This window comes from Paraburkholderia sabiae, assembly GCF_030412785.1.
Lineage (GTDB): Bacteria > Pseudomonadota > Gammaproteobacteria > Burkholderiales > Burkholderiaceae > Paraburkholderia > Paraburkholderia sabiae.
Genome location: NZ_CP125296.1, coordinates 234,523 through 260,047 on the forward strand (window position 1 = coordinate 234,523; position 25,525 = coordinate 260,047).

At 60.7% G+C, this 25,525-nt stretch carries 22 protein-coding genes; 9 read left to right on the forward strand and 13 right to left on the reverse strand.

Going from position 1 to position 25,525, the window contains the following annotated elements; translation table 11 throughout:
* The first annotated feature begins 304 nt into the window (after positions 1-304).
* Positions 305-1,561 carry an MFS transporter gene (locus QEN71_RS30725; RefSeq protein WP_201646920.1) on the forward strand — a complete coding sequence of 419 codons (1,257 nt, stop codon included), beginning with the start codon at positions 305-307 and terminating at the stop codon, positions 1,559-1,561.
* A 68-nt stretch (positions 1,562-1,629) separates the two neighbouring features.
* Here the strand turns inward: QEN71_RS30725 and QEN71_RS30730 are convergent, their stop codons facing one another.
* Positions 1,630-1,917 carry a hypothetical protein gene (locus QEN71_RS30730; protein WP_201646921.1) on the reverse strand — a complete coding sequence of 96 codons (288 nt, stop codon included), beginning with the start codon at positions 1,915-1,917 and terminating at the stop codon, positions 1,630-1,632.
* A gap of 316 nt (positions 1,918-2,233) precedes the next feature.
* Here QEN71_RS30730 and QEN71_RS30735 point away from each other — a divergent pair, with 316 nt between their 5' ends.
* Positions 2,234-4,378, forward strand: a complete 2,145-nt coding sequence (locus tag QEN71_RS30735) for a TonB-dependent siderophore receptor (protein ID WP_233471605.1) — start codon at positions 2,234-2,236, stop codon at positions 4,376-4,378.
* 64 nt (positions 4,379-4,442) lie between these two features.
* Here QEN71_RS30735 and QEN71_RS30740 read toward each other — a convergent pair whose 3' ends face one another.
* Complete coding sequence (locus tag QEN71_RS30740) at positions 4,443-5,438, reverse strand: aldo/keto reductase (RefSeq protein WP_201646923.1); 996 nt, start codon at positions 5,436-5,438, stop codon at positions 4,443-4,445.
* Positions 5,439-5,566: 128 nt separating this feature from the next.
* On the opposite strand from QEN71_RS30740, the gene QEN71_RS30745 reads away from it, so the two are divergent.
* The gene (locus QEN71_RS30745; protein WP_201646924.1) at positions 5,567-5,812 is read left to right on the forward strand and encodes a hypothetical protein; all 246 of its coding nucleotides are present in this window, start codon (positions 5,567-5,569) and stop codon (positions 5,810-5,812) included.
* A 12-nt stretch (positions 5,813-5,824) separates the two neighbouring features.
* Here the strand turns inward: QEN71_RS30745 and QEN71_RS30750 are convergent, their stop codons facing one another.
* Positions 5,825-7,114, reverse strand: a complete 1,290-nt coding sequence (locus tag QEN71_RS30750; protein ID WP_201646925.1) for a mechanosensitive ion channel family protein — start codon at positions 7,112-7,114, stop codon at positions 5,825-5,827.
* Between the two features lie 195 nt (positions 7,115-7,309).
* Between QEN71_RS30750 and QEN71_RS30755 the strand changes: the two genes are divergently transcribed.
* Entirely contained in the window at positions 7,310-7,543 is a 234-nt protein-coding gene (locus tag QEN71_RS30755; protein WP_201646926.1) for a hypothetical protein, read from the forward strand.
* Between the two features lie 30 nt (positions 7,544-7,573).
* Here the strand turns inward: QEN71_RS30755 and QEN71_RS30760 are convergent, their stop codons facing one another.
* The gene (locus QEN71_RS30760; protein WP_201646927.1) at positions 7,574-9,301 is read right to left on the reverse strand and encodes a SulP family inorganic anion transporter; all 1,728 of its coding nucleotides are present in this window, start codon (positions 9,299-9,301) and stop codon (positions 7,574-7,576) included.
* A 330-nt stretch (positions 9,302-9,631) separates the two neighbouring features.
* Between QEN71_RS30760 and QEN71_RS30765 the strand changes: the two genes are divergently transcribed.
* From QEN71_RS30765 to QEN71_RS30775, 3 genes are all read left to right on the forward strand, one after another.
* Positions 9,632-10,804: a monovalent cation:proton antiporter-2 (CPA2) family protein gene (locus QEN71_RS30765; RefSeq protein ID WP_201646928.1), complete on the forward strand. Its 1,173-nt coding sequence runs from the start codon at positions 9,632-9,634 to the stop codon at positions 10,802-10,804.
* A gap of 317 nt (positions 10,805-11,121) precedes the next feature.
* Positions 11,122-11,823 carry a DsbA family oxidoreductase gene (locus QEN71_RS30770; protein ID WP_201646929.1) on the forward strand — a complete coding sequence of 234 codons (702 nt, stop codon included), beginning with the start codon at positions 11,122-11,124 and terminating at the stop codon, positions 11,821-11,823.
* A 107-nt stretch (positions 11,824-11,930) separates the two neighbouring features.
* On the forward strand, positions 11,931-12,308 hold the full coding sequence (locus QEN71_RS30775; RefSeq protein ID WP_201646930.1) for a BON domain-containing protein: 378 nt from the start codon (positions 11,931-11,933) through the stop codon (positions 12,306-12,308).
* 238 nt (positions 12,309-12,546) lie between these two features.
* Here the strand turns inward: QEN71_RS30775 and QEN71_RS30780 are convergent, their stop codons facing one another.
* Entirely contained in the window at positions 12,547-13,740 is a 1,194-nt protein-coding gene (locus QEN71_RS30780; protein ID WP_201646931.1) for a porin, read from the reverse strand.
* A 423-nt stretch (positions 13,741-14,163) separates the two neighbouring features.
* Positions 14,164-14,427: a DUF4148 domain-containing protein gene (locus tag QEN71_RS30785; protein WP_233471606.1), complete on the reverse strand. Its 264-nt coding sequence runs from the start codon at positions 14,425-14,427 to the stop codon at positions 14,164-14,166.
* Between the two features lie 306 nt (positions 14,428-14,733).
* On the opposite strand from QEN71_RS30785, the gene QEN71_RS30790 reads away from it, so the two are divergent.
* Complete coding sequence (locus QEN71_RS30790) at positions 14,734-15,423, forward strand: potassium channel family protein (protein WP_201646933.1); 690 nt, start codon at positions 14,734-14,736, stop codon at positions 15,421-15,423.
* Between the two features lie 31 nt (positions 15,424-15,454).
* On the opposite strand, the gene QEN71_RS30795 is transcribed toward QEN71_RS30790, so the two are convergent.
* Positions 15,455-16,633, reverse strand: coding sequence for a porin (locus QEN71_RS30795; protein WP_201646934.1), 1,179 nt, complete (start codon positions 16,631-16,633; stop codon positions 15,455-15,457).
* Between the two features lie 233 nt (positions 16,634-16,866).
* Entirely contained in the window at positions 16,867-17,184 is a 318-nt protein-coding gene (locus tag QEN71_RS30800; protein WP_201646935.1) for a hypothetical protein, read from the reverse strand.
* Positions 17,185-17,534: 350 nt separating this feature from the next.
* On the opposite strand from QEN71_RS30800, the gene QEN71_RS30805 reads away from it, so the two are divergent.
* Complete coding sequence (locus QEN71_RS30805) at positions 17,535-18,341, forward strand: alpha-amylase family protein (protein ID WP_233471607.1); 807 nt, start codon at positions 17,535-17,537, stop codon at positions 18,339-18,341.
* 69 nt (positions 18,342-18,410) lie between these two features.
* On the opposite strand, the gene QEN71_RS30810 is transcribed toward QEN71_RS30805, so the two are convergent.
* The 5 genes from QEN71_RS30810 to QEN71_RS30830 form a co-directional block, all read right to left on the reverse strand.
* A complete protein-coding gene (locus tag QEN71_RS30810) occupies positions 18,411-20,054 on the reverse strand; it encodes a DUF2334 domain-containing protein (protein WP_201646937.1) in 1,644 nt (547 codons plus the stop codon).
* Positions 20,055-20,078: 24 nt separating this feature from the next.
* Complete coding sequence (locus tag QEN71_RS30815) at positions 20,079-20,426, reverse strand: hypothetical protein (protein ID WP_201646938.1); 348 nt, start codon at positions 20,424-20,426, stop codon at positions 20,079-20,081.
* 63 nt (positions 20,427-20,489) lie between these two features.
* On the reverse strand, positions 20,490-21,815 hold the full coding sequence (gene wecB, locus QEN71_RS30820) for a non-hydrolyzing UDP-N-acetylglucosamine 2-epimerase (protein ID WP_201646939.1): 1,326 nt from the start codon (positions 21,813-21,815) through the stop codon (positions 20,490-20,492).
* 24 nt (positions 21,816-21,839) lie between these two features.
* Positions 21,840-23,525, reverse strand: a complete 1,686-nt coding sequence (locus QEN71_RS30825) for a bacteriophage N4 adsorption protein A (protein ID WP_201646940.1) — start codon at positions 23,523-23,525, stop codon at positions 21,840-21,842.
* Positions 23,522-25,480 (reverse strand): glycosyl transferase family protein, encoded by a 1,959-nt coding sequence (locus tag QEN71_RS30830; RefSeq protein ID WP_201646941.1) that lies wholly within the window; start codon positions 25,478-25,480, stop codon positions 23,522-23,524. The genes QEN71_RS30825 and QEN71_RS30830 overlap by 4 nt, the downstream gene beginning before the upstream one ends.
* Positions 25,481-25,525: the final 45 nt, after the last annotated feature.

Below are 25,525 nucleotides of genomic sequence, written 5' to 3' on the forward strand. Positions count from 1 at the left end.
CGAAATTACGCGATGGCAACGCGTGTCCCGACTCGGTCGTGTAGAGGGAATGTACGCTACGGGGTTGGATAGGCTCACTCATGGTCGGGCAAGGCGCGTAGGACAAGCGTTATGCGGATGGCATGGATATCGAAGTCACCACACTTGAAGAGAGCACATTCCATACCGCTTTTGTCCTGTTGCATGCGACGGGCATAGGCGTTGCTAGGTGCAATCCGCGCGCAGCACGAGGCATTCATCATCCCGACGACAGGAGTCGCCATGCATTGGATCGATCCACGCTATTTGCCGGAAACGCGCGGCGATGCCAGCGACATCTGAATCGAAAGCCCGCAGTCGGCGCAGCCTGCGCAGTCTCGATGGTCTGAACTTCCTGATGGCCGACGTGCGCGACGGCCTTGGGCCGTTCCTCTCCGTATTCCTGAAGAGCAGTCAGCACTGGGATTCGGGCAGCATCGGCATCGTGATGGCGGCAAGCGGGCTGGCCGCCGCGGTGTTCCAGATTCCAGCCGGCATGCTCGTCGATTCCGTGCGCGCGAAGCGTCTGCTGGTCGCGCTATCGGGTCTGTTCGTCGCTGCCGCGTGCGTGCTGATCGCCTGGTTTCCGCGACTGCCCGCCGTGCTCGGTGCGCAAATTGTGCTCGGCGCGGCGGCGGCGATCATTCCGCCGTCGCTCGCGGCGATCAGTCTCGGCATCGTCGGACATCGGCGGCTGCCGGCGCGGATCGCGCGCAACGAGAGCTTCAATCACGCGGGCAACTTCACGGCAGCAGTGCTGGCGGGCGGACTCGGGCAGTTCGTCGGCGTGTATTGGCTCTTCTATCTCGTGTGCGGTTTTGCAGTGGCGAGCGCGCTCGTCGTGCTGCTGATCGATCCGCGTGCCGTCGATCACGAACTCGCACGCGGCGGCGAAACGCTGCGCACTGACGGCGGCGCGCATCGTCCTGTGCCGCTCGCGGACCTCTGGCGCGACCGCCGCTTGCGCGTTTTCCTGCTGACAGTGGTGCTGTTTCACTTCGGCAATGCGGCGATGTTGCCGCTTGCCGGGCAGTTGATTGCGCAGACGCATCCCGGCATGGACGTGATCGCGCTGAGCGCTTGCGTGATCGCCGCGCAACTCGTGATGATCGCCGTCGCGACGTTAGTCGGACGCGCGATGAAATCGGGCGTCGGCAGGAAGACGATTTTTCTTGTCGCGCTCGCGATCCTGCCCGTGCGCGGCCTGTTGTTCTGCCTGACGACGAACCCGTATGCGATCGTCGGAATTCAGCTGCTCGACGGTGTCGCGGCGGGCATCTTCGGCGTGGTGGCCGTCGTCATCACGTCCGATCTGATGCGCGGCACGGGACGCTTCAATGTCGCGCAAGGGTTGATGGCGCTTTGCGTGGGCATCGGCGCGGCGTTGAGCAACGTGATGGGCGGACTTGTCGCCGCCCGATTCGGTTTTGTCGCGGCGTACCTGAGCCTATCGGCCGTCGCGGTGCTGGCCTTTGCGCTGTTCGCGTGCTGCATGTCCGAGACGGGGCGCGAAGACACGCGGACGGGGGATGCGCTCGCCTAAGGGCACGTTCCGCGCAGCGACGCTCCAGCAATTGATGAGCAATGCGAAGTGTCGGGCTGCGTTGTCCCTCAGTGCATCCTGGCGATCGTGCCGCTCGGCGCGAGGGCTTTGGCTGCGAGGATGCCGCGAATCGTCGCGAGCGCCTGCTCGCCCGTCGCGGTCGGTGCCGGACGGCTGACGGAGGCCAGAAACTCGGGTGGCCGTACCCCGATCTGCCGGCAAACCGACGACAGAAACGGCTTGCCGCCGACGCACCGTTTGACGGCGGCAGCGATGGCCGCGTCGCCGACGTGCTTGCGAAGCCATTCCAGCGTCCGACGATCCTTCTCGTTGTACACCCTGACCAGATGCTCCATGATGCCTCCGATACTGTATGCAAACACAGTACTGTGAATATATACAGTAATTTGAGATAGAGCAAGGACCAGGCGCAATCCGCCGCTTTGCCGCGCCAGCAAAGGCGCAGAGGCATATGGCATCGGGACGCCGCAGGTGTCGCGAGCGCCTGACAATCTGACGCGCATATCCAACAACCGTCCGACTGCAACTTTACAAATGTAAAAAGGCACGCCAAAATGCGATCGCTAATAACAATCATTCGCATTTATAAAGTTGGGCAAGAGGACAATGAAAACGACCAGGAACCACTCGACCGCGCTACGGCCTCTTACGATGGCCGTCCTTCTCGCATTCGCCGCCAACCACGCCGGGGCGCAGTCCACGGAATCGCAACCCGCCACCACGACCGCCGACGGCCAGAAACAGGCCACGCTGCCGGCCGTCAACGTCACCGCGCAAAACGATGCCGATCAGCCATACGGCCCGACGCATGGCTATGTCGCGGAATGGAACTCGAGCGCGACGAAGTCCGGCACGCCGATTCTCGAGACGCCGCAGTCCGTGTCCGTGATCACACGCGATCAGATCGAACAGCAGAACGCGCAGAACCTGAACGCCGTCGTGCGCTACACGTCGGGCGTGACGCCCGAAACGCGCGGCAGCATCGCGACGCGTTACGACCAGCTCAAAGTGCGCGGCTTCGACGCCGACACGTACTGGAACGGTCTGAAGCTGATCAGCAACGGCTGGTACGCGGTTCCGCAGCTCGATCCGTACATGATGGAGCGCGTCGAGGTCGTGAAGGGCCCGGTTTCCGTGCTGTACGGACAGGCGGCGGCGGGCGGTCTGCTCGACATGGAAAGCAAGATGCCGACGGTCGTGCCGCTGCATGAAGTCGGCGTCGAGTTCGGCAACTACGGCCACGTGCAAGGCAAGTTCGATTTGTCCGGTCCGATTGCCGGCGACGACCGCTATCTGTTCCGCGTGACGGGCATCGCGCGCAAGGAAGATGGTCAGGTCAACATGACGAAGAACGAGCGCATCGCGTTTGCGCCGTCGTTCACGTGGCGGCCGGACAACAAGACGTCGCTGACGCTGTTCGGTCTCTATCAGCACGATCCGCGCAGCACGTCGTACGGCAGCGTGCCGCCGCAAGGCACGGTGCTGTTCAATCCGAACGGCAAGCTGCCGAGCAACTTCTACGACGGCGATCCGAACTTCGAGAGCTTCAATCGCGTGCAGGAGTCGATCGGCTACAAGTTCGAGCGTCGGTTGACGAACACATGGTCGTTCCGTTCGAACGCGCGCTTCCTGCACCTCGCGCAGGACTACAAGAGCGTCTACGCGTCCTCTCTCGAAGACGATCTGCGCACGCTCGATCGCGGCACGGCGGCATCGGCGGATAACCTGAACACGTTTGCAATCGACAACCAGGTCGAAGGCAACTTCTCGACGGGCCCGATCGACCATACGCTGCTCGTCGGTTTCGATTACCAGCATTACGCGAGCAACTTCGATGCGGGCTTCGGTGCGGGGCCGTCGATCGACATGTTCGCGCCCGTCTACTATCAGACGGTCACGCCGCCCGATCGCTACCACCAGATTCTGAGCGGCACGCAATACGGCGTCTATGCGCAGGATCAGGCGCGCCTCGGCAACGCGATCCTGACGCTCGGCGGACGCGAAGACTGGGCCAGCAGCAAGACGAACAACACGACGTTCAACACGGCGTCGAGCCAGTTCGATCGCGCGTTCACGGGTCGCGCAGGCTTCACGTACGTGTTCAGCAACGGCATTGCACCGTACGTCAGCTACACGGAATCGTTCACGCCGCAGGCAGGCACCGACATCAACGGCAAGACGTTCGATCCCGAGCGCGGTCATCAGTATGAAGTCGGTGTCAAGTTCCAGCCGAAGGGTTACAACGCGCTGTTCACGGCGGCGCTGTTCAGCCTGACGCGCGAGAACCTGCTGACCACGAATGCCGACAATCCGAACTTCCAGTCGCAGGCGGGCGAAGCGCGTTCGCGCGGCGTCGAACTCGAAGCGAAGATGAGCCTCACGGATTCGCTGAACGTGACGGCCAGCTACACGTACCTGAACACCGTCTACACGAAGGACAACAGCGGCCTGGAAGGCAAGCATCTCGCCGGCATTCCGCAGAATCAGGCTTCGCTGTGGGCGTATTACACGATCGATCGCGGGCCGCTCGCCGGGCTGTCGATGGGCGCGGGCGGACGTTACACGGGCACGACGTACAGCACCGACAACGACTTCAAGGTGCAGAGCTTCTTCCTCGTCGATGCCACGCTACGCTACGACCTCGGCCGCGCCGCGTCGCAGCTGAAGGGTGCCGAGGTCTATGTGAACGCGCAGAACCTGTTCAACAAGGAATATGTCGCGTCGTGCTACTACGGCAGCTGGTGTGCGTTCGGCTATGGACGCCAGGTGTTCGCGGGCATGAACTACCACTGGTAAGCACTGCACTGAACTGCAGGTTGAAGGCGCGCGCCTTCGACCTGCGAGATCTGAGCGCCGCCGCTTACTGGAATCCCACGACGTCGTGCGGCACGTACGGCGCTTCGAGCGAAGCGACTTCATCTGACGTCAGCTTGATATCGAGTGCCGCAATCGCATCGCTCAGATGCTGCGGCTTCGACGCGCCGATAATCGGCGCGCTCACTTCCGCCTTGCCGATCACCCACGCCAACGCCACCTGCGCACGCGGAACGCCGCGCGCCGCCGCGATCTTCGCCACCGCTTCTATCACGCGACGATCGGCGTCCGCCGTCTTGTCGTACAGGCTGTTGCCGAATGAATCGGTTTGCTGGCGTTCGGTTGTTTCGTCCCAGTCGCGCGTCAACCGGCCGCGCGCGAGCGGGCTCCACGGAATCACGCCGATCCCTTCGTCTGCGCAGAGCGGAAGCATCTCGCGCTCTTCCTCGCGATACAGCAGATTCAGGTGATTCTGCATCGTGACGAAACGCGTCCAGCCGTTTCGTTCGGCGACATGCAGCGCCTTCGCGAACTGCCACGCGAACATCGACGACGCGCCGATATACCGCGCCTTGCCCGCTTTCACGACGTCATGCAGCGCTTCGAGCGTCTCTTCGATGGGCGTCGCATAGTCCCAGCGATGGATCTGATACAGATCCACGTAGTCGGTGCCGAGGCGCGCGAGGCTCGCATCGATCGACTGGAAAATCGCCTTGCGCGAGAGGCCCGAGCCGTTCGGCTTCTTCGGGTCCGCGCGATTGCCCATCGGAAAGAAGACCTTGGTGGCGAGCACGATGTCGTCGCGCTTTGCGAATTCCTTCAGCGCGCGGCCGACGATTTCTTCTGACGTGCCGTCGGAGTATGTGTTTGCCGTATCGAAGAAATTGATCCCGGCTTCCACCGCCTGACGGATCAACGGGCGGCTTGCATCCTCGTTCAGCGTCCACGGATGCGGGCCGCGCTCGGGCACGCCGTATGTCATGCAGCCCAGGCAGAGCGGGGAGATATCGAGTCCGGTGCGGCCCAGCTTCACATAGTCCATCTCATCCTCCGTGGAATTCGGCATTCGATTATGTCGCAATTGCCCGACGTACGCGCGGACGCGGCCAGTCGCAGTGGCACGCGCGATGCTGCCCGTCAGTCACACGTCAACTCACAAGAGGCCATGCGATGGACACGCTCTGGACACGCCCAACCGATACGCAGGTGCAGGTGGACAACAAGCTGTACGGTTTCCGTTCACGCGACCATGCCGACAGATTCGTGCAATGTCTGCGCGAAAAAAATGCGAGCCAGTGCGTGGCGGAATGTGTTCCCGACAGCACGACCGACGCCTACCCGCAAGGCACGCCGAACGAATCGGGTGCCGGGATCACGATCGGACCGCCGCCGGGCGCGCTCGATTCGGAAGAGTGAACCGTCGCGCAATCAGTGCGTGTTCAGCGCACGCGCACGGCCGCGATACATGCCGTCGGTTGCGGCGGGCGTGTGCCGCTCCTCGTGTCCGTTGCCGCGAATCGGGTTGCCGCGCCGGGTTCCGGAAGGACGCACGGCGACGGGATCGGCGGGCGTATCGGCGGCCGTACTCGATGCGGCCGGTTCGCCATGACGGGCAGCACTCGACATGGTCGGCAGCGCTTCGCCGCCATCCAGTTCGGCCGTCACTTCAGCGCGTGCATGCGGCAGATACTGCGGACAGTGCTGCTGCACGAACGCGAGCAGCCCTTCGCGCACGCGGCAGCGCAAGTCCCAGTTGAGCCCCGAATCCGCCGAACTGACGAGCACGCGCAGCTGCAACGCGCGCTCGGTCGCGTCCGTCATTTGCAGCACCTGCACGCTGCCGTCCCATTCCGGCGCGTCATTCAGCAGCCGCCCGAGTTCTTCGCGCAGCGGCGCAAGCGGCGTGCGGTAATCGACGTAGAGAAACACCGTGCCGATGATCTGCGAACTGCTGCGCGTCCAGTTCGTGAACGGATGCTCGATGAACCACTGGAGCGGCACGACCAGCCGCCGCATATCCCACAGACGCACCGACACATACGTGCCCGTGATTTCTTCAATGCGGCCCCATTCATCCTGAATCACGACAACGTCATCGAGACGGATCGGCTGCGCGAGCGCGATCTGCAATCCGGCGATCAGATTGCCGAGCACAGGGCGCGCGGCAATACCTGCGACCAGTCCCGCGACTCCCGCCGACGCAAGCAGGCTCGCACCGATCTGCCGCACTGACGGGAACATCATCAGCGCGCCGCCGAAACCAAGAATGATGATCACCACCATCACCGAGCGCGCGAGCACGCGCGCCTGCGTGTGGATGCGGCGCGCATGCAGATTGTCTTCGGCGTCGAGGGGATGCGCCCGGATGATCGCTTCGCCGATCGAGCCCGCGAGGCGCAGCGACAGCCATGTAATCGCGGCGATCAGGACGAACGCCCAGGCGTCGCGCAGAGGGCCGATGAAGCGGAGCGTGTCGGGCGCCTGCCAGAACACGAATCCGAGCGTCAGCAGCATCAGCAGCACCCGCGTGGGCATATCGATGCTATGAAGCACGATGGTCGTGAACGGATAGGGCCGCGCAATACGCATGACGATGCGCGCCCCGACGCGTTGAATGACGAGCCCGATTGTCATCGCAACCAATGACACAACGATGCCGCCGAGCCACGAATGCATCGGCGCTTCCGTGATGCGCGCTACGTCATCGAATGAAACCACCAATACATTGTCCTCATGCTTTTGGGTTGGCAGAACGGGCGCTGCGGAAGTTGTCCGACGCGACCGCGTCGGTAAGCGGCGCACAAAGCGTGCCGCAGCCGTTACTCCGTGCAGGACCGCTTTCTGCTGCGAGAGAGGCCAGCAGAATGGCGGCGTGTCGGCCGTCATCGCGAACAACGGAACTGGAGCTGACGCATGAAGAAAATCACGCTTTCGATCATCGTGGCGACGACGGCTTTCGCCTTCGCCAATGCAAGCCACGCCGAAGGCTGCGCGAAAGGCGCGGCGGTAGGCGGCGTCACAGGACATGTGGCAGGTAAGCACGGCGTCGCCGGCGCAACGGCGGGTTGCGCGATCGGACACCACGAAGCGAAAAAGAAACAGAAGGCCGCGAGTGATGCCGAAGCGAAAGGGAGTGCGCCCCAGTGATGGTGAAAGGCTGTCGTCGACCGATGGCGCTCAGTGCTCGCCAACGTAATCGTCGACAGCACTGCCCACGGTCGGATGGAACCGCTGATCTCCAACGATTTCCAGCATTTCGAAACGTCGGAGCTTGTCGCGCACCGGGTCTTTCATTTCGGCGAAGTGCAATGCGATATCGCGCTCGCCCAATATTCGAATCAGTTCCCGCAACATGTCCGCCGAGGTCACGTCGATACTCGTTACCGGTTCGGCGGCCACGACGATCCGGCGCACGGCCGTCGACGACTCGTCGACGGCTCGCAGCAGGCATTCCTGGAAAAGCTCGGCGTTTGCAAAGAACAACGGCGCATCCCAGCGGAACAGCAGCAGCCCAGGAATCCGCGTGGCCTGCGGATAGCGCTTGATGTCGTGGTAGCCGCGCAGATCTTCCACACGTCCGAGAATCGCGTAATGGGGACGCCAGCCGTCCCAGAGAAACTCGATGACCGCGATCACGATTGCGATGCAAATTCCGGGAATCGCACCGAAAACGGCGACGCCTGCGAAGCAGACCACGGAGAGCCAGAACTCCCATTGCTGGATTCGATAGATACGTCTGAGGTCGGCAAATTCGAACAGGCCGAGCGCTGCCGCAATGACGACGGCGGCCAGCGCGCTATTGGGCAGATACCGCATCAGATTCGGTGCAGCGAGCAGAAGAACCGCCACCGCAAGCGCACCGACGACGCCCGTCATCTGCGTTCTTGCGCCCGCCGCTTCGGCCACAGGAGTTCGCGAAGAACTGCTGCTGATCGGAAAGCCCTGAAAAAAGCCGGCCGCCAGATTGGCCGCCCCTAATCCGACCATCTCCTGATTGGGGTCCACGCGCGTGTGAGAACGCGCCGCAAAGGTACGCGACAACACGCTGGTATCCGCGAACGAGATCAGCGCGACCGCGCAGCCGCCAAGCAGAATCCTGACGAAATCGATGTCGCCGATCCATGGCAATGCGAACGATGGAAGACCCTGCGGGATCTTGCCGAGCACCTTGACGCCCACACCGTCCAGGTCGAATGCAATGACGCTCAGCGTCGCGAGCACTACGGCGATCAGAATGCCGGGTACTTTCTCGAAGCGCTTGAGCAACAGGATCAACACAAGGCTTCCTGCACCCACCGCGAAGCTGTACCAGTTGGCTTTGCCTGCCGCGATAGCCGCTACGAGCGACAGTAGATCGCGCAGCGGTCCCCGATCGTCGAACGAAATGGCAAAGAGTTTCGGCAACTGGCTGATCAGAACCGTCAGTGCAATGCCATTCATGTAGCCGTACCGGATCGGTTTGGAGAGCAGTTCCGTGATGAAGCCGAGCCGCAGGAGCCCCATCACGATGCAGAACAGTCCGGAGACGATCGCCATCATGCTGGCCGTCGCTATCGCGCGCGACGGGTCGCTGCCCGCGATAGCGATCACGACGGCGAGAATCGGCGCAGCAAGTGCGGAATCGGGACCGAGCACCAGAATCCGGCTCGGACCGAAAACGGCATACGCCAGCAACGGAACGATCGTCGCGTAAAGGCCGTAGACGCCGGGAACACCCGACGCCTCTGCATAAGCGATACCGACGGGCACCAGCATCGTCGTCAGCACCAGACCGGCGGTGAGATCGTTGGGTAGGTAGCTGCCCCGATATGTCCTGAGCATCGTCAGGCCCGGCAGCCAGCGCAACCATCGCGGCGCACTGACGGCAGCCTGTCCACCTTCGTGAATGGGGCGATCGGATTGCATTTGTCGGAGGGATGTAATCGGGAGCGCTGCGCTCCGGAGGTGGCGGTACTGCCGCTCCAGATAAAGAATAGGCCAGCCAGACGGGCTGGGCGTATGGGACCAAGGTCCAATACCTTCGCCGGCAGACAGTGCATAGACTGGTTCCGATTTACCCGGCGGCCATGTCGTCAGGACGAGCGTGCGACAGCAGGCGGACGGCGGTGTCGTCGTGCAATGCGATTCGAAGCCCGCACGCGATCCGGCATTGCCCCATTGCATTTCGCGCAGCCATGACGGGCGCATGGGACGCCTGGCGGAAATGCGCCGCTGGCTGCGGCCGTGGAGGTCCGGATGACGAAGTTACTGATCGACCTGGTGATCTTTCTCGCTTCCGCGCTGATTGCCGTGCCGCTGTCAGTGCGCCTTGGCTTCGGCGCCGTTCTCGGCTATCTCGTCGCAGGCGTTTTCATCGGGCCATGGGTACTGAGGCTGGTGACCGACATCGATGCGATCCTGCATTTTTCCGAGTTGGGCATCGTGTTGATGATGTTCGTGATCGGACTGGAAATGCGGGTCGATGAGTTGTGGTCGATGCGCCGAACCATCTTCGGCTACGGCACGATGCAAATGACTGTCTGTGCCGCGGTCCTCCTGGCGATCTTCATGATGCTGGGGTTGCCCTGGCGCATCGCATTGACGGGCGGGCTCGCCCTTGCACTGTCGTCGACGGCGATGGTGATGTCCGAACTTCAGGAGCGCAAGTTGATGGACATGCCGACGGGGCGCGCCGGATTCGGCATTCTTCTGTTCCAGGACATGGCAGCGATCCCGCTGATCGCTCTGTTGCCGTTGCTCGGACCGTCGGCGATCACGCCTGCAGCCGAACCCGGATGGCTCGTGGCGTTGAAAGCGCTTGCCATGCTCGGTGCGGTGGCGCTGGTCGGCCGCTATCTGTTGCACATCGTGCTGCGCGTGATTACGAGCATCGGCGTGCCCGAGATATTCACCGCTTTCGCATTGCTCTGGATCGCAGGTATCGCCTTGCTCATGGAAAGCGTCCATCTGTCGATGTCTCTGGGCGCGTTTGTCGCGGGCGTCCTGCTCGCGGACTCGGATTATCGCCATCAGGTCGAAGTCGACATGGCGCCTTTCAAGGGCCTGTTGCTCGGCCTGTTCTTCATTGCAGTGGGCATGTCGATCGATTTCGGCGTGATGATGCGCGAGCCGGTTCGTGTCGCGATACTCGTCGTGGCGCTGGTCGGCATCAAGGTGATCGCGCTGTGGTTTCTCGCGGACAGATTCGATGTGCCTGCTTCGCAACGCTCGTACTTCGCCATTTTGCTGTCGCAAGGCGGCGAGTTCGCCTTTGTGGTGATGGCGGCTGCGATGACGGCCCACGTCATCGATCAGCGGCAGTCGTCGCTCGTGACACTCGTCGTCGCACTCTCGATGGTCTCGACGCCTTTGCTGCTGCTTGTGCATCGCAAACTCTCGCCATCGTTTGTCAGCCGTGAACTCGGGTAAGACGCACAGCCCGGAGTCGGTAGCGCTTTAGCGTCATCGCGCCCGCGCCTCGCAGGAGTTATCGGCCGGGCGCTTCTGCAACTGATCCCCTTCAATGGACCGTGCGATCAAGCCGCATGCTGTTGGACGCCCCGTGCATCTGACGGATTGCCTCAGTATTTAACGGGCCGACAGTGAAGCGGAAAACGGGTTAACCCCGCCCCCCCCTGGCGAGGGGGCCGAGCCTTCGCGCGTCCCGGTACGCTGGATCATTGCACGCAATTCGAATGCGTCGCTGACATGCCAGCGAGCTGGGCAGATGGTGGAGAACCGGATTCATGAACTTCGTTGACGCAAGCGCGATTCGACTCGACAGTAAGGCAGCAGGCGAGGATCGCTCGCTGTCGATCGAGATCTACTTCGATTTCATCTGTCCGTGGTGCCTGATCGGCAAACGCAATCTGGAGACGGCCATGCGCCGCTTTGCCGCGTTGCGTCCCGACGTGCGGCTCAATCTTGTGTGGCGTTCACGTGAGCTGCTTCCCTCTACACCTCCCGAAGGCAGGTCTTACCCGGCGTTCTATCTCGACCGTCTGGGTAGTGCCGAAGCGGTCGCCACGAAGCGCGCCCAAGTGCAGCGCGCGGGATACGACGCGGGCATCGAGTTCGCGTTTGACAGGATCGAAGTGCTGCCGAATACCGCCGCCGCGCACGATCTCGTTGCCTTTTCGGCCAGCCGGTCGCAACGCGCGATATTAATAGAGCGCCTGTTCGTCGCGTACTTCATCGAGGGCGAAAACATCGGCGACTGGCAGACCCTCGAGCGTCTCGGACTGGAGTGCGGTCTGGAGCGTCAGGGGTTAGCCGATCATCTTGCGCAATCGCGGCGCCTCGCCGGCTCTGCCGCGCTGCGGTCGCTGCACGTCGATCATCGTGTGAGTGGCGTTCCGCACTTTGTTTTCAACGGTGTGTACGCGCTCTCCGGCGCCTATTCCGCGGAAATGATGATCGAAGCGATGGCGCTGGCAATTCCAGACTGAGGGATGTCGCGAAGTGTGGCGCCACGCGCATTAAAAAGCTCGCACTGTCCGAAAGGATCGCGGGCTTTGATTTCTTTTACCTGAAACCAGATCAACAGGAGACTTTCTTGAAACCAATCTCTGCACACAGGCTCGCTTTCGGCGGAATCGTCATTGCGCTTTCGATCAACGCCTGGGCACAAGGTGGCGATCCCACCAGCGCACCGGCCGCTTCCGTTTTGGCGGCATCGGGCGCGAGCGCGCCGGCCACCGGGAAAAAAGCGGATCGCGCGCTGCGGCGAAAAGTCTATGCCGCGATCGGGAAGAACAAGGAGATCAAAGCCGGAAGCATCAGTGTCACGGCGAAAGACGGCGCGGTCACGCTGAGTGGCTCGGTTCCGGATAACAACCAGATTCCGAAGGTCGCGGAGATCGCGAGAGGCGTTCCCGGCGTAACCTCGGTCACCAGCAAGCTCGTGGTCCAGAAACCGTTTGGCGGCCAATAGGCACGCGTCGATGGATGACGCAGGCGGGGCGTCGCCCTGCCTTGCGGATTTCCGGCATGCGTCGCCGGATCGGTTTGAATGGCGGCGCACAGTTCTTCACTTCAACGGGGCTCGCATGCCCCGTTGTCATGTGCTGTCCGCCATGATGAGCGACGCCGTGTCGATCATGCGCACGGCTCGCGTTGAACCTCGAACGATACGAGCCTGGTGGCCAACGCCATCAGACCCGCTTCCCGCATCAGAACGCGTGGCGGATACCCACCATGCCTGCGGCGGTGTTCTTGCCGACAGCGACGGGTTGCCCGTACACGAGCGTCTGGTTCATCGTGCCGCGATTCGCGACATAACCACCCTGCGCATACAGCGCCGTCGTCTTGGACAGGTTGTAATCGGCGCCGAGCACGTAGGCCGTCGACTGGTTCTGGTTGTGCTTCTCGTCCTTAACGTAGTAGATGCCCGACGTGAGTTCGAACGTCGGAGAGAAGCGATAACCGATGCCTCCCGTCCACATGTCGAAGTCACCCGAGGCGATGCCCGCCGCGAGGTTCCCGTTCGGGTTCGACGGATTGCGGCCGTTGCTGAACGAGCCTGACACCGAGAGACCCTTCCATGTGTACTTCGCGCCAAAGTATACAAAGCGGTTGTTGTTCACGCCGGTTGCAGGAATGGGCGTCGCGCCGGGATTGCCCGCTGTCGGATACGGGAACGGGCTGGTGTCGTGTCCGTTGTAATAGACGGCCGCGACGTTCAGGCCGAAGTTCGAATACTTGAGTACCGCCGACTCGCGTGTGCCGCCCTGGAAATGACCGGCGACGCCACCCGGCGCATATTCGAGCGCTGCGGAGAAGCCATAAAAGCTCGGCGAGTTATACACGAGCGCGTTGCTGTCATAGAGCGCGCCGATGCTGCCGTTCGTGCTGTTGGCCGTCCAGCCCGACTGCTGGTTCATGGTGAGCCACGCGGTCAGCACGCTGCCGAAGAACCACGCGTTGCGCACGTCCGTGTCGGCGAATGCATAGGCCATCGGCGCGAGCTGGCGGCCCATGTCGAACTTGCCGAACGGTCCGGAGACACCAACCGTCGCGATCTGGTTGAAGAGGGCCGGCGCGTTAGGCGTGTCGCTTAGCTGGAATCTGCCTGTGCCGCTATCGAACGAACCCTGCAGCCGGAAGTTGATCTTGTAGCCGCCGCCGATGTCCTCCGTGCCTTTCAGGCCCCAGAGGCTCGAATAAAGGCCACCGTCCTTGAAGCGGACGACATGCCCCAGGTTCGGGTTCTTCGAAGCGACTGGCAGAAAGTTTGCTGCCGCGGTGTTTTGCCACAGCAAGCCCGAATCGATTGTTCCGTAGAGCGTGACGGACGATTGCGCGTGAGCGACGCCAGCGATTGCGAGAAGCGATGCCAACGCCGTGACTTTCAATTCCGACTTCATGAGGTCTCCATAACGGTGTTCTGATCCGATGCATAACGAACCCGTTCTTCATGAAGGGACATTGCATCCGGTACGAAAGCATAAGCACTGTCGCCGGATCAATTCCCCCCATCGGTGGGGGGCAGGGTTTTCCGTAGTGGAGGCGAAAGGCGAAGGCCGTCCCGCGTTCGCGTGGGAAGAACGACGGGCGGCGTGGGACGCTTACGAGATGGCTGCCCGTCGACGGGCGCCGGGAGGGCCGAATGTCTTGCAATGGTCAGGCGAAAGCGTGTCGCTGTGTGTGGGCCGCTGACGCATCGAACGTTGCGTCACGCCACCAGAAGGCCAGGCTGCAGCCGGGACGCGCACGGCACCCCCAGCCGACCATGCTGGCCGTGCTGTGCAGGTGCTGCTTTCGCCGGTTGCTACGGACAGAGTGACCGGCTATTGCTGAACGGCCGTCGCACTGCCAGTGGCGCCATGCCGTCGTGCGACGATGAGCGCGGCTGCTTCGGCATTGTCCGGATAGTGAGCCCACTCTTCCGGGTTAAAGCCGGCAGCGAACCACTCGTTCAGTTCGGCGACCACCTGAGCGCGTGTCCTCGGCGCTGACGGATCGGTCGAACCCGACGAGACTTGCGCGTAGGCGGAGGCCACACAGGACGTGCCGAAGAGTACACACGAGGTGAAGCGGAGAAAGAAGCCCATGACTTGAGCCTCCATAAAGGACTGGCGTTTTTATTGTAGGCGTCGAACCCGTTAGCGCGGGTATAAATCGTCGGCGCGAATCGGGTAAGCAGCACCTACACGCGCCGGGGACCATGACTCTGTCTGTGGGAGCCGGATCGATCAACCGAAGCGGATCGAGCCACGGCACTTGAAATGCGGCCCTGGTAACGTATTCTGGCTTAATGGGCCGCTGCCGCCTCTCGACGGCACTGGTCGGCAAGTCGTTCAATAATCCATGTTTCGGCGGGTCTGGCTGCGATATACCTGTATCGGGGAGCGACGACCATGGCCATCCGTACCACGCGCGAAGCGCTGTCCCGCATTTTTTATCAGCGCTGTTTCTGGCTGTTCGTCGTACTGCTCGCGCTTATCGGCGCGGTGTCGTTTGTTTCGGCGAGCGACAGCGGGCGACTCGTCCTGAACGTCGTCAATATGTTCCTTCTGATAGCGACTGTTGCGGCAGTCGGCCGTACGACGCTGTCGTTTGTGATCGCGCTGTTGCTTGCCGTTCCAGCCATGTGGTTTCAGTACCTCGGCTTGTGGCGCGACGACGACAGAAGCCTCGCGATATCCTGGCTGTTCTGTGCCGTCCTCTATGGCATCACGGTCGCGTATCTTCTCCGCTACGTCTTCCAGCCGAAGATAATGACGCCCGATAAGCTGTTCGGCGCTGCTGCGGCTTATCTGTTGATCGGCGTGCTGTGGGCGTACGTCTATGCGAGCATCGGATTCTTCTATCCGCAGTCGTATATGATCGTCGGGCAGCCGGGGCGGCTCGTTTATGCCGACGCGCTTTACCTGAGCATCACCGTTCTCACGAGCACAGGCTTCGGCGACATCACGCCGCTCACGCGTCAGGCGCGCGGCATGTGCATGGTGGAACAGATCGTCGGCAGCCTGTTCGTCGCGATCCTGATCGCCCGGCTCGCGGGCGTGTATCCGCCGCGTGAGAGCTATACCGACGGCAAATCCTGAGCGCCATCTGTTGCTCGCATGGCCCACGCCATCAGAAGCGATGTCTCAAGCCGACCGTCGCCTGAACCTGGTTGGTTGTGGAGGAGGGGGCGCTGACACCGTTGATCCATGCGACACCCAACGGCGACGTGCCGCTCGGGCTCACGCGTTGCCACACGGCTTGAACGTAGACGTCGGTACGCAGCGAGAAGTGATAGTCGGCCATCGTACTCACCTGATTCCAGTGAGGGACGCCGCCGCCGCCGTTTCCGCCGGCGCGCGAATACGTGTAAGCGCCCGCAAGCTCGATCGACGGTGTCAGCGCATAGCGGAAGTTGCCCTCGAAGTTCTGGAACGTTCCACTGAGCCCGGTCTGGAAGAACTGGGCGAGCTTGCTGTGCGAGTACACGAAGCCCGCCACAGCGGGGCCGAACGTGTAGTTCACGCCGAGGCCAAAGGTCTTCTGACTGCTGGCCAGCACGCCCAGAGGCACGGCTGACGGCGACAATGCGCCCTGCAGCGACGCGCCCGTCGTATCGGTGACGGCGCCGTTCGTATTCAGCTCGGCCGGCGTGCGTGCGGAACTGTTGAGTTGAAGGTAGCCGGCACCGAAGTTCAGCGCGCCCGCTCGATACGACATGCCGAAGCTGTAGGCGCGATTGTTCGTGAAACTGCCCGCCTGATTGGAAAAACCGTACAGCGCGCCGAACTTGAGGCCGCCGAAGTCCGGGCTCTGATACTTGACCGAGTTGTTGATCTGGAACGAGTCGTTCAGGTTGTCGTTATCGAGCGGATGCGCGAAACGCGTGCCGCCGAATTCCGTGCCCGTCAACGAGAGCGGCGCGACGAAATCGACCATGCTGTCGGTCTGGCGACCCAGCGTGAGCGTACCGTAATCGCGGCTCGTCAGGCCGACATAGGCCTGACGATTGAAGATCCGGTTGTTGGACGAATACTGGCCATTGTTCAGGTTAAAGCCGCTTTCCAGCGTGAAGATGGCCTTCAATCCCGCACCCAGGTCCTCTGCGCCACGAAGGCCCCAGCGGCTGTACTGGACGGCGCCGCTGGTCAGTTCCCAGTTGCTGTGTCCGCCGCCCGTCCCCGCGATCTGACTGTTCGTGTAGCTGAGGCCGGCGTCGATCAGCCCGTAAAGCGTGATACTGCTTTGCGCATGGGCTGCGCCGGCCAGGGAGATCATCGTCGTCGCACCGGTTATGAACATCTTTTTCATTTGGCCGCTCCAGCTGAGATCGAGAGAACAGCTTCACACGACTCCGCCCCCGGCGACATCGACGTCTCTGTTCAAAGCGTTTCACGAGAATCTGGCGCGATGTTCTTCATTTACTTTATGCGACTGCAGTCAGAATCGCCAGATTCCGCGTCTCGATCGATCTGAAGACACCTGCTGTGAAAACGAAGGTTCAAGCTTTGCAAGCAGCGAGACTACATCGGCTACATCCGCGATCAATACCCATAGCCGCCCTGGCAGGGCACATAGGCGCGTTGATAGCTGTCGTAGCAGGCGGCTGCCGGCGGCTGCGCATACGTCTGTTGCACATAAGCGGGTTGCTGATAGACCGGTTGTGCATACGTGGGCTGGGCATTTGCCACCGACGTCACGAGTGCGCCGAGCACTGCGCCGCCGATCAGCGCCCCCACGATCGCGCCGCCGTCGCCACCGCCGCCGCGACCGTGGCCCCAGCCGCCGCGTCCGTGTGCCGACGCCTGTTGCGCCACCGACAAGCTACCGATCATCAACAAGATAACTGCTGCGCGTTTCATGAGATTCTCCGTTTCCCGTTCGACGGGTCATGGAAATCATCTTAAGCGGACGTTGTTGAAATAACTTATGCAGTTGGTAACCGCACATTTCAAAATTTACAAAGTCGTGGATCGGTAAATTAGTCTGCATAGCGAAGTTATCTTTCTGCATTGATGCGATCGTCGCGCTGACAACATCTTCCGGTACTGAACGCGCGGTTCGCAAACCGGTTGAAACGGCAACCGGGACGAACTACGATTCGTAACGACCTACGCGTCATCTCGATGCAAAAAGGACACTTCTCGTGACGGCATCCGGCAAAAGGATCCCTCGTCTTCGACTGCTGGCCGTGATATCGGCATTGCTTCCGATGATCGCAGGTTGCTCGACGATGGCGCAGGACGTGCGTGTCGACGGCACCGTATGGCAGCCGGACGAAAAGACAGCGAACCCATCGGCGCATTGGGATGTTCTCGGAGCCGACAATCTGCTCATCCAGTGGACAGCGTTCGACGATATGTCGCTGATCGACGGCACGCCGTTACCCGCGGCACCGTATCGCATCGACTGGCAGCGGATCGGTCAGGAACCGTGGGCGAAGAACGTGATACTGGGACTCGCCACGTATCCATCCGAACCCAAAGCGCGCGCCAATGTTTCGAAGCTGGTTGCGCAGTCGCTCGATATCGCGCGAACACATGTACCGTTGCACGTGACGGGATACTACTTCCCCGTCGAAGTGGATCCGACATGGACAGACGTATCGGCCTTTGCCGCGCGACTGGTGGCGTTGCCGAGGCCGCTCTGGATCACGGTATACGATCAGAGCAACATTGGCCCCGTGCCGCTTGCGGACTGGATGCAAACCTGGCTGCCTCCGGACATCGGCGTCTTCTTTCAGGACGGATGCGGCGTCTATGCGCGCGAACCGAGGGTTGCGCGCCAGTATCTCGATGTCCTGTCCGAGCGCTTCGGCAAGGAGCGCATCCGCGTGATCGCCGAGGCGTTTCGTCCGGCCGATGCAACCACGTTCCGTCCCGCTACCCCTGAAGAACTGCTTCCGCAACTACGCGCGTATAACGGCTATTCGGTCTATCTCTTCGATGGACCTCACTATGTTCCCGACACAACGATCCGGCAACTCGCGCCGGGCGCAGCCGCCGCGAAGGGAATGTAAGCGCTCCTCGCAGCAAAAAATGCGCGCTGGCCTGTGAGGGCGAGCGCGCAAAGAACAACACCGAGGGCGTTACTGCGCGGTGCTGGGATCGACAAACGTATAGCCGAGCCCAGTGATTCCGGTGATGATGGATTTGAAGTCTGCCAATCCAGGCTGACCAAGATCCGGTTCGAGCCAGAACGGATGGAAGAAGAACGACGCGAATCCGTCGCGCACGGTCAATCCGTACTGAGCGTTGGTCAGGATATCCTGCGCCGTGTACGTCAGGCACGAGAACGGATCGATCGAGCAGATGTTGTATTCGACGTTCCCGAGGTTTTCAGGCAAAACCAATTGCCCGTAGTAGTCGCTCTTGATGATGTACGGGAAGAACTGACCAACCTCGAAGTCCTTGTTAGGCACGTTCGCGTTGACGTTCGGCGTATCCGACGTGTAATAGACGACACGTTGATACGTCTTCTTGAAGAGCGGCGGAACGGCTTTCATGGCCAGTGGCGACGACTGGTAATGCGGCGCTTCCCACGCGAAAGGCGTATAGCCGTTCTGGGAGAGTTCCAGCAAACCCGCCGACAACCGACCTGCGGCCCAAGGCGTCGAATCTTCATCGACGGGTCGCTCTTGCGGCTTGTACCAGAACTCGTAATCGTTCGCGCTGACGGCGTTTTCGGTATTCGGAACGGAGTTGTACTGGTGCGTATAGCCGTGCATCACGATTTTGCCGCCTCTGGCCAGCGCATAGTTCAAGGCCTGCTTCAGGCCTGTCGCCTGCGCGAGGTGGATGGTTTGCGGCACGCCGCCGTTATAGGCGCCAAGCGGATCCTTGTACAGCGGGATCGTTGCAATCGAGAACGGCACTCTCTTCGAGAACAGATAGTCCGTCAGCGACTTCATCGAACTGACCGTGGTGACGGCGCTTACGTCCTCGAGTCTGACCAGCGCGCGATGGCTCGTCGCTACTCCGCTCTGCAAGATGTCGTGAAGCATGTCGCAGATGACGAGATAGCGGTCGCGCGGTCCGATAAAGGAGAAAGGCACATCCGCGAAGTACCAGAAATTGCCCGCCTTCACGACATAAGGTGCGACTTCGGCGGTCTGACTGTCCTTGATGGTGACGACCGTCGTTGCCTTCGTCGGATCGGCGATGGCGGTGACGCCGATGTCGGGATCGGCGCTGACCGTGCCCGACGTCGAATCGAACGCGTAGTACTTCACCATATTGAGGTTCTTGTAGGTGACGGTGTCGAAGAAGTCGGGTGTCGGATTACTCGATGAAGGCGTCGAACCTAAACCTCGCAGACCGGAGAACGTCAAGCCAGTCTTGTTGGTGAAGTTATAGGTCTGGTCCCAGGCGAGGTTCCAGATGTTGTACTTGAACCACACGACGGTCTTGGTGCTCGCGGCCACGTCGGAGAGAAAAGCAGTCGGCGTGTTGTTCCCGTAATAACTGCCGATATAGAACACAGCCGTATAGGGCGCGAGCTGACCGGCTGTGTAGTTGTTGACGGGCGCGAGATCGACAGTGGCATTGAAGTGGCCAATGAGATTGCGAAGCATGATCGCGTATGCGAGACCGAGCTTCGAATAAACATCATTGGCAGGCGCATCGTAAAGCACGAGTACTTTTGCCGTAGTCGTTTGCGCTTGCGAGAAGCGCGGCGTGACGGCGAGGCATATCGCACAGACGAGTACCGCCATCGCAAAAAGCTTTTTCATGATGAGGCTCCTGTGTCTGCGTCGCTATTGACGGATGAACGTGCCATCTGCGCCGTTGAACTGCCGCAGATTTTTCCCGGATCGCTGGCCGTGTCCCGTTTCGGTATCGTCCTTGACCTCTTTCGGTATGCCCGGTGACACGACAGAGACAACAGGTGGCTTGTCAGGCGGCGTGACCTTGCCGCCGGGCCGCGGCGCCGGTGGCTTGTTGCCGTAGATGCGCAGGTTCGGCGTCACGGCGAGTCCGCCTGGACGAGCCGAAGCAGCGGAACTGACCACGCTGGCGGCCGGCTCGGCGGCGAGGATCGGCCATGCCATGCAGAGTGCCGCATACAAGGCCGCGGATGCGACGAGCTTCGAAGGTTTCATCATGAACTCTCCATTAAGCATTCCTGAACAAACATAACGGATACCGATGGCGAAAAGCCGTAGTGCTTAATCGGGGCGCACTTTGATGCTGTCGACGTCGTCGAGCGACAAGTCGATTCCAGTCGTGCTGTCCAATCTGTCTACGCGCGGAACCTTGATCTCTGAATCCAGGATCTCCGCGAGGTGTTCGCCGTTGAGAGGCTTGGCAGGTGCGATTGCGAGCACATCGACGAGTGTCGGAGCAATCGACACTTCGATGGGGCTGCGCAGGGGCACGTCTTCGAGAGCCGCCACGATTCGCGAGCACGCCCGGCCGTCGCCATACGGGTTCGTTGCGCAGGCCATGCTGCGGTAAGCGTGTTCGTTGTCGAGCAGCGTCGATGCTTCCGTGAGAATCCGGCCGATGTCCGTGCCTACCAGTTTTGCGGTTCCGGCTTCTATGGCTTCGGGACGTTCCGTGGTATCGCGCGTGACGAGTACCGGCTTGCCGAGAGAAGGGGCTTCCTCCTGAACGCCGCCCGAATCGGTGATGACCAGGTATGAGCGCGACATGAGGAAGACAAAGGGCAAGTAGTCCTGCGGTTCGGTCAGATAGATGTTCTGCGAGCCGCCAAGAATCTGCTCCGCCGGCTCGCGAACGTTGGGATTGAGGTGAACGGGATACACGATCTGCACGTCTGGATAAGATTGTGCAAGGATGCGTAGCGCCGCACAGAACTTATGAAATGGTTCTCCAAAACTTTCACGGCGATGACCTGTGACGAGAATCAGACGACGCGACCAGTCTATGCCGGGGAATCGTTGTGATATCTCGTTTGCAAGCGCGCTATCGTTGTCTATTTTTTCTCGTACGCCGAGTAGCGCATCGATCACCGTGTTGCCTGTCAAAACGATCTGTTCTGCGGCTGCGCCTTCAGCCAGCAGGTTGTCGCGTGCACGTACCGTTGGCACGAAATGCCAGCTTGAAACGGCGTCGCACAGCTTGCGGTTGAATTCTTCGGGCCACGGGGACCAGATATTCCCCGTCCGCAAGCCGGCTTCGACATGGCCGACCTTGATGTGCCGATAGAACGCCGCAAGACTCGCCGCGAGTGTCGTGGTCGTATCGCCGTGTACGAGCACGATCTCGGGCTTCGCCGAGTCGTAAACCTCGCCGATGTTATTGAGGATATCCGATGTGATCTCCGTCAGCGATTGCCGCTTGCGCATGATGTCCAGATCGTAGTCTGGCGATATATCGAACAGATCGAGAACCTGATCGAGCATCTCGCGATGCTGTCCGGTTACACACACCTCGACGTCGAAGCAGGGCGTCTCTCGCAGCTTGTGAACGAGCGGCGCCATCTTGATCGCTTCGGGCCGGGTGCCGAATACCGTCAACACTTTCTTCATTGTTACTCTCCTTCAGATGCGTCATCAGAACCATAAGGTGGCACGCACGACGAGACCGCGAGCGCGGGCTGCCGACGTCAACGGGACGCGATACTGCACGGTGATATCTGCCCAGCTTGCCGGGGCGCGATATTTGGATTCGCGGAACCAGAAACGAAATTGCACGCCGGGTCCGATGCCGATCGCTGTCTGATCGGTGGCCTTGTTGTCGTGATCGCCGGCGAGTGCGATGTGCGGATAGACGGTGAGTTTTTCGCTGATGGGCGAGACGCGCCATGTGTGCCCATAGCGCAATTCCGTATAAATGATGTAGCGGCCTGCGTTGACGAAATACGCGCCTTCTATATAAGCCTGCCAGCTTCGCCAGCTAGGTTCTGTCACGCGCAGGTCAGTACCGTCTTCGGATGAATAGCCGAGCCGGAATAGAAAATCGTTCGTCGAGAGACTGCCGATCTTGAACAGCCGCTCGCCCGTCACCACGAGGTTTTGCGATGGGAGCGGCTTATAGCGTGCGCCGACCGAGCCTTGAACCGTCGGCGCACCCGTCACGTTGCCGGAGCCGTCATAGGCAGTGCCGTAGCCGCGCACGAAAAACTGGAGAATGCGTCCATCGCGATAGCCTATTTTCGGCGGCTGCCAGTACGCTTCGAAACCCGGCTGCAATACGTCTACCGTTCCTTCAGGCCCGAATGCGGCCGTCTGATACGGCAAACTGAGCTGGAATCCCCATTCTCTTTCCAGTTGCTCGACTTCGCGTTTGTACCCGAAGCGCCGCTGCTGGTCGAACTCGTGCTCCTTGTCGTCGGCGTCGAGGCTTTGCTCGAAGAGCTTGACGGAGCGGTCGTTATCGAAGGTTCGCTTCGCAGCGTAGGCAGCGTCGGCATAATTTCCCGCGTTGCCTGCGCCCGCATCGAAGCCGGCCTGGAATTCTTCGAGCGCCTGTGAATCCTTGCGCTCACGCAACAGGTCGTAGGCGGCCTGCAGATGAGCGCGTGCGTTCGCTTGCGCCTCTTCGGCTTCGGCGTTGTGAGCCTGATCGATGATCGCCTGTGCGTATTTGCGGTCAACGTCCGTCGTTGCGTGGTCGAGTGCCGCTTGCGCCGCAGAAACGGCGGCCTGGCGCTTGCCTTCGATCAACCGCGTCTGGGCGAGTCGCAACTGGACGCCTACGTCGGACTCGTCGGTCAGCGGCCCGAGTGCTTTTTCTGCCTCGTCGGGACGCTCGGCGGCCAGTGCGCTATCGGCCCATGCCAAACGCAAGGTTCTCTGCTGTTCGCTTGTCCAGGTTCCTTTCTCTAGCGCCGCCGAGAGATACCTGAATGCCATCTGACTGCGCTGCTGGCGCTGCGCGAGAAAGCCGTTTTGCGCCAGCACCTGTGGACTGTCGGGAAACTGCTGCAGCAGCTTTTCGGCGAGGGCATCTGCTTCGGGTGTTTTACCCTCACGAACGTACACGTCGAGGAGCAGCAAGCCGAGTTGTTCGCTGCCCGGCTGTACTTTCCATGCCCGCTCCGCATAGCTTTCGGCGCGGGGAAGATTGCCATTGGCGATGGAAGCATACGCCGCGTCGGCGAGCCGGTACGCACGGGGCGAAAGTTTGGGCTGTGCATAGGCATCGACGCCGCAAAACGTGAGGCAGACAAGCACAGCAGCCGCACGGCCAAGCGGGAAACGTGCAGGAGTGAATTGAGTGCGCCTGGCCGTATTCATGCGACCCCCGGTCCGTGACTGACCTTCGGATCGATAAACGGCAGAACCTGTGCGCGTGCCCGTTCGAGTTCATCGTAGCGATTGTGCTTGCGCAGTTGGCTTCTCAATTCCGCATCGGCGGCGATGAAGTAGGCCACTTTGGTACCGGCGCCGCGTCGGACGATCGCCTGTTCGTCGGCAGTCAACGGGCAGCCGATCGCGCAATTGAGCGTCCCGTCTTCGGCGATCGAGAACGGAACGATGCCGAAGGCGTGCTGAAGCTCGTAAGGCAAAACGCCCGAGCAGAGATCGACGGCGACATTCGCGAGGCTGACGCGCGGAAGTTCCGATTGCTCAGCAAGGGCGTCGGCGAGCGTGTCGGCCATCACATACGCATGCTCGATAAGGAGTTCGCCGAGCTTTCTGCCGCACTGGCCTTGCACGGTCAGAATGTACTCGAGCTTTTCCTGAGTTAGCGCGCCCCATTCGATCAGAATCTCGCCCAGACGCCGACGAGATTTCCCCATTGCTTCATTCGAGAGAAACGTGTGGGCCGTTTTGTCCCACGCGATCGCTTTGCCCGTTATCAGGTGCCGGATATAGATCTTCCATGCGCGGCATACGGCGCAGAAATTGATCAGGTTATTGACGATGATGCGCGGTATCGCAAGCAGGCCCTGTAGTCGCCCATTCAGCTTTGCGACGAAGTAATACCGTTCCCATACGCGCAAGATCAGCAAAACGGCATTGATCGACAGCAGCGGATAGAGATAGTCGGTGGCCATCGCCAGCCGTGCATCGACGAAGACTTCCTGACCTGCCGCCTGCAACCCGGCAAGTGCGAGGAAATTGACCAATACGACATACGCGATCACTGAAACGACCGACGTGACCATTCCCTTGCGATCGCGAAAGAACATATAACGGGTGCGCAGATTGCCTTTCCAGCCGAGTTGTTCCCATCCCTGGAACGCGATACCGAGAATCCAGCGGGCGCGCTGTCGGTAGGCGGTTCTAAAGGTATCGGGAAAGTACTCGCGCGTCGCAAGTAGTTCGACTTTCTCTTTTGGATTCGCTTTGCCATCTTCTCCGATTGCATCGCTCGACTCTCCGGAAATGGAGAAATGCGCGAATGTTTCCGTCATGCCCATTTCACGCAGACGGAAACTGAAGTCGTAGTCTTCCGTTAGCGAATCCGTGTTGAAGGGCGAGCCGCCGCGCAGTTTCATCGCTGTTTCGATCGCACGCCGGCTATAGCACGACGCGACTCCTGCGCCGGGGACAACACCTGTCAGCCGTTCGCGCGTCGGTATATCTTTCTGATGCGTCTCGCTGAAATCGTCCATGTAAGTTCCCGCTACAAATTCGTTCCATTTGCGCGGAAGCGAGAGAACGGGAAGTTGCACGAGATCGTGACGCTCGATCGCGTAGTTGAAGTACTTCAATTCGATGGGGTGAATGACATCTTCGCAATCGTGCATGATCACGCCTGCGAAGCGGATGCGATGGGTTTCCTCGTAACGCAGAATGGCCGCGATGATCCAGTTCAGGCAATCGGCCTTGCACGTCGGACCATCGTTCAGAACGGTTGCACGCGTGACGCGCCCGGGAAAGCGGCGGATCATGCGCTCGACTTCGGCTGTCGTTTCCGGATCGTTGTGGTAAGTGCCGACGAAGATCGTGTAGTGCTCGTATTCGATGGTCGACAAGGTGTTCTCGACCATTTTGGCGATCACGTCGTATTCCTTCCACGCGGGCACCATGATCGCGAAGTGCTGCTCGGTGAGTTGCCGAAGCATCGGCGGATTGACGGTCTGTTTTTGTTCGCCGCGAATCTTGCGCTTCAACGTGGTGATCCAGAAGAACCCGTCTAGCATCAGATCGTCGATCGTACTGATGAAAATGATGCACGCGACTACAAGCGCAACTGCGTTGAGCCCGGTCAGGTACACAGTCCAAAGAATATTCGTTTGCATGGCGTCGTCATGCTCTTCGATCTCGGCAGACGTATTGAAGGTGTC

What these genes read in the sequence shown, in the direction of transcription:
- QEN71_RS30735 (WP_233471605.1), top strand. Translation starts at nt 2,234, where the DNA reads ATGGCCGTCCTTCTCGCATTCGCCGCCAACCACGCCGGGGCGCAGTCC.
- QEN71_RS30810 (WP_201646937.1), bottom strand. Translation starts at nt 20,054, where the DNA reads ATGAAAAAGCTTTTTGCGATGGCGGTACTCGTCTGTGCGATATGCCTC.
- QEN71_RS30805 (WP_233471607.1), top strand. Translation starts at nt 17,535, where the DNA reads ATGATCGCAGGTTGCTCGACGATGGCGCAGGACGTGCGTGTCGACGGC.
- QEN71_RS30785 (WP_233471606.1), bottom strand. Translation starts at nt 14,427, where the DNA reads ATGGGCTTCTTTCTCCGCTTCACCTCGTGTGTACTCTTCGGCACGTCC.
- QEN71_RS30780 (WP_201646931.1), bottom strand. Translation starts at nt 13,740, where the DNA reads ATGAAGTCGGAATTGAAAGTCACGGCGTTGGCATCGCTTCTCGCAATC.
- QEN71_RS30825 (WP_201646940.1), bottom strand. Translation starts at nt 23,525, where the DNA reads ATGAATACGGCCAGGCGCACTCAATTCACTCCTGCACGTTTCCCGCTT.
- QEN71_RS30830 (WP_201646941.1), bottom strand. Translation starts at nt 25,480, where the DNA reads ATGCAAACGAATATTCTTTGGACTGTGTACCTGACCGGGCTCAACGCA.
- QEN71_RS30770 (WP_201646929.1), top strand. Translation starts at nt 11,122, where the DNA reads ATGAACTTCGTTGACGCAAGCGCGATTCGACTCGACAGTAAGGCAGCA.
- QEN71_RS30740 (WP_201646923.1), bottom strand. Translation starts at nt 5,438, where the DNA reads ATGGACTATGTGAAGCTGGGCCGCACCGGACTCGATATCTCCCCGCTC.
- QEN71_RS30760 (WP_201646927.1), bottom strand. Translation starts at nt 9,301, where the DNA reads ATGCAATCCGATCGCCCCATTCACGAAGGTGGACAGGCTGCCGTCAGT.
- QEN71_RS30755 (WP_201646926.1), top strand. Translation starts at nt 7,310, where the DNA reads ATGAAGAAAATCACGCTTTCGATCATCGTGGCGACGACGGCTTTCGCC.
- QEN71_RS30800 (WP_201646935.1), bottom strand. Translation starts at nt 17,184, where the DNA reads ATGAAACGCGCAGCAGTTATCTTGTTGATGATCGGTAGCTTGTCGGTG.
- wecB (WP_201646939.1), bottom strand. Translation starts at nt 21,815, where the DNA reads ATGAAGAAAGTGTTGACGGTATTCGGCACCCGGCCCGAAGCGATCAAG.
- QEN71_RS30745 (WP_201646924.1), top strand. Translation starts at nt 5,567, where the DNA reads ATGGACACGCTCTGGACACGCCCAACCGATACGCAGGTGCAGGTGGAC.
- QEN71_RS30795 (WP_201646934.1), bottom strand. Translation starts at nt 16,633, where the DNA reads ATGAAAAAGATGTTCATAACCGGTGCGACGACGATGATCTCCCTGGCC.
- QEN71_RS30765 (WP_201646928.1), top strand. Translation starts at nt 9,632, where the DNA reads ATGACGAAGTTACTGATCGACCTGGTGATCTTTCTCGCTTCCGCGCTG.
- QEN71_RS30730 (WP_201646921.1), bottom strand. Translation starts at nt 1,917, where the DNA reads ATGGAGCATCTGGTCAGGGTGTACAACGAGAAGGATCGTCGGACGCTG.
- QEN71_RS30790 (WP_201646933.1), top strand. Translation starts at nt 14,734, where the DNA reads ATGGCCATCCGTACCACGCGCGAAGCGCTGTCCCGCATTTTTTATCAG.
- QEN71_RS30815 (WP_201646938.1), bottom strand. Translation starts at nt 20,426, where the DNA reads ATGATGAAACCTTCGAAGCTCGTCGCATCCGCGGCCTTGTATGCGGCA.
- QEN71_RS30725 (WP_201646920.1), top strand. Translation starts at nt 305, where the DNA reads ATGCCAGCGACATCTGAATCGAAAGCCCGCAGTCGGCGCAGCCTGCGC.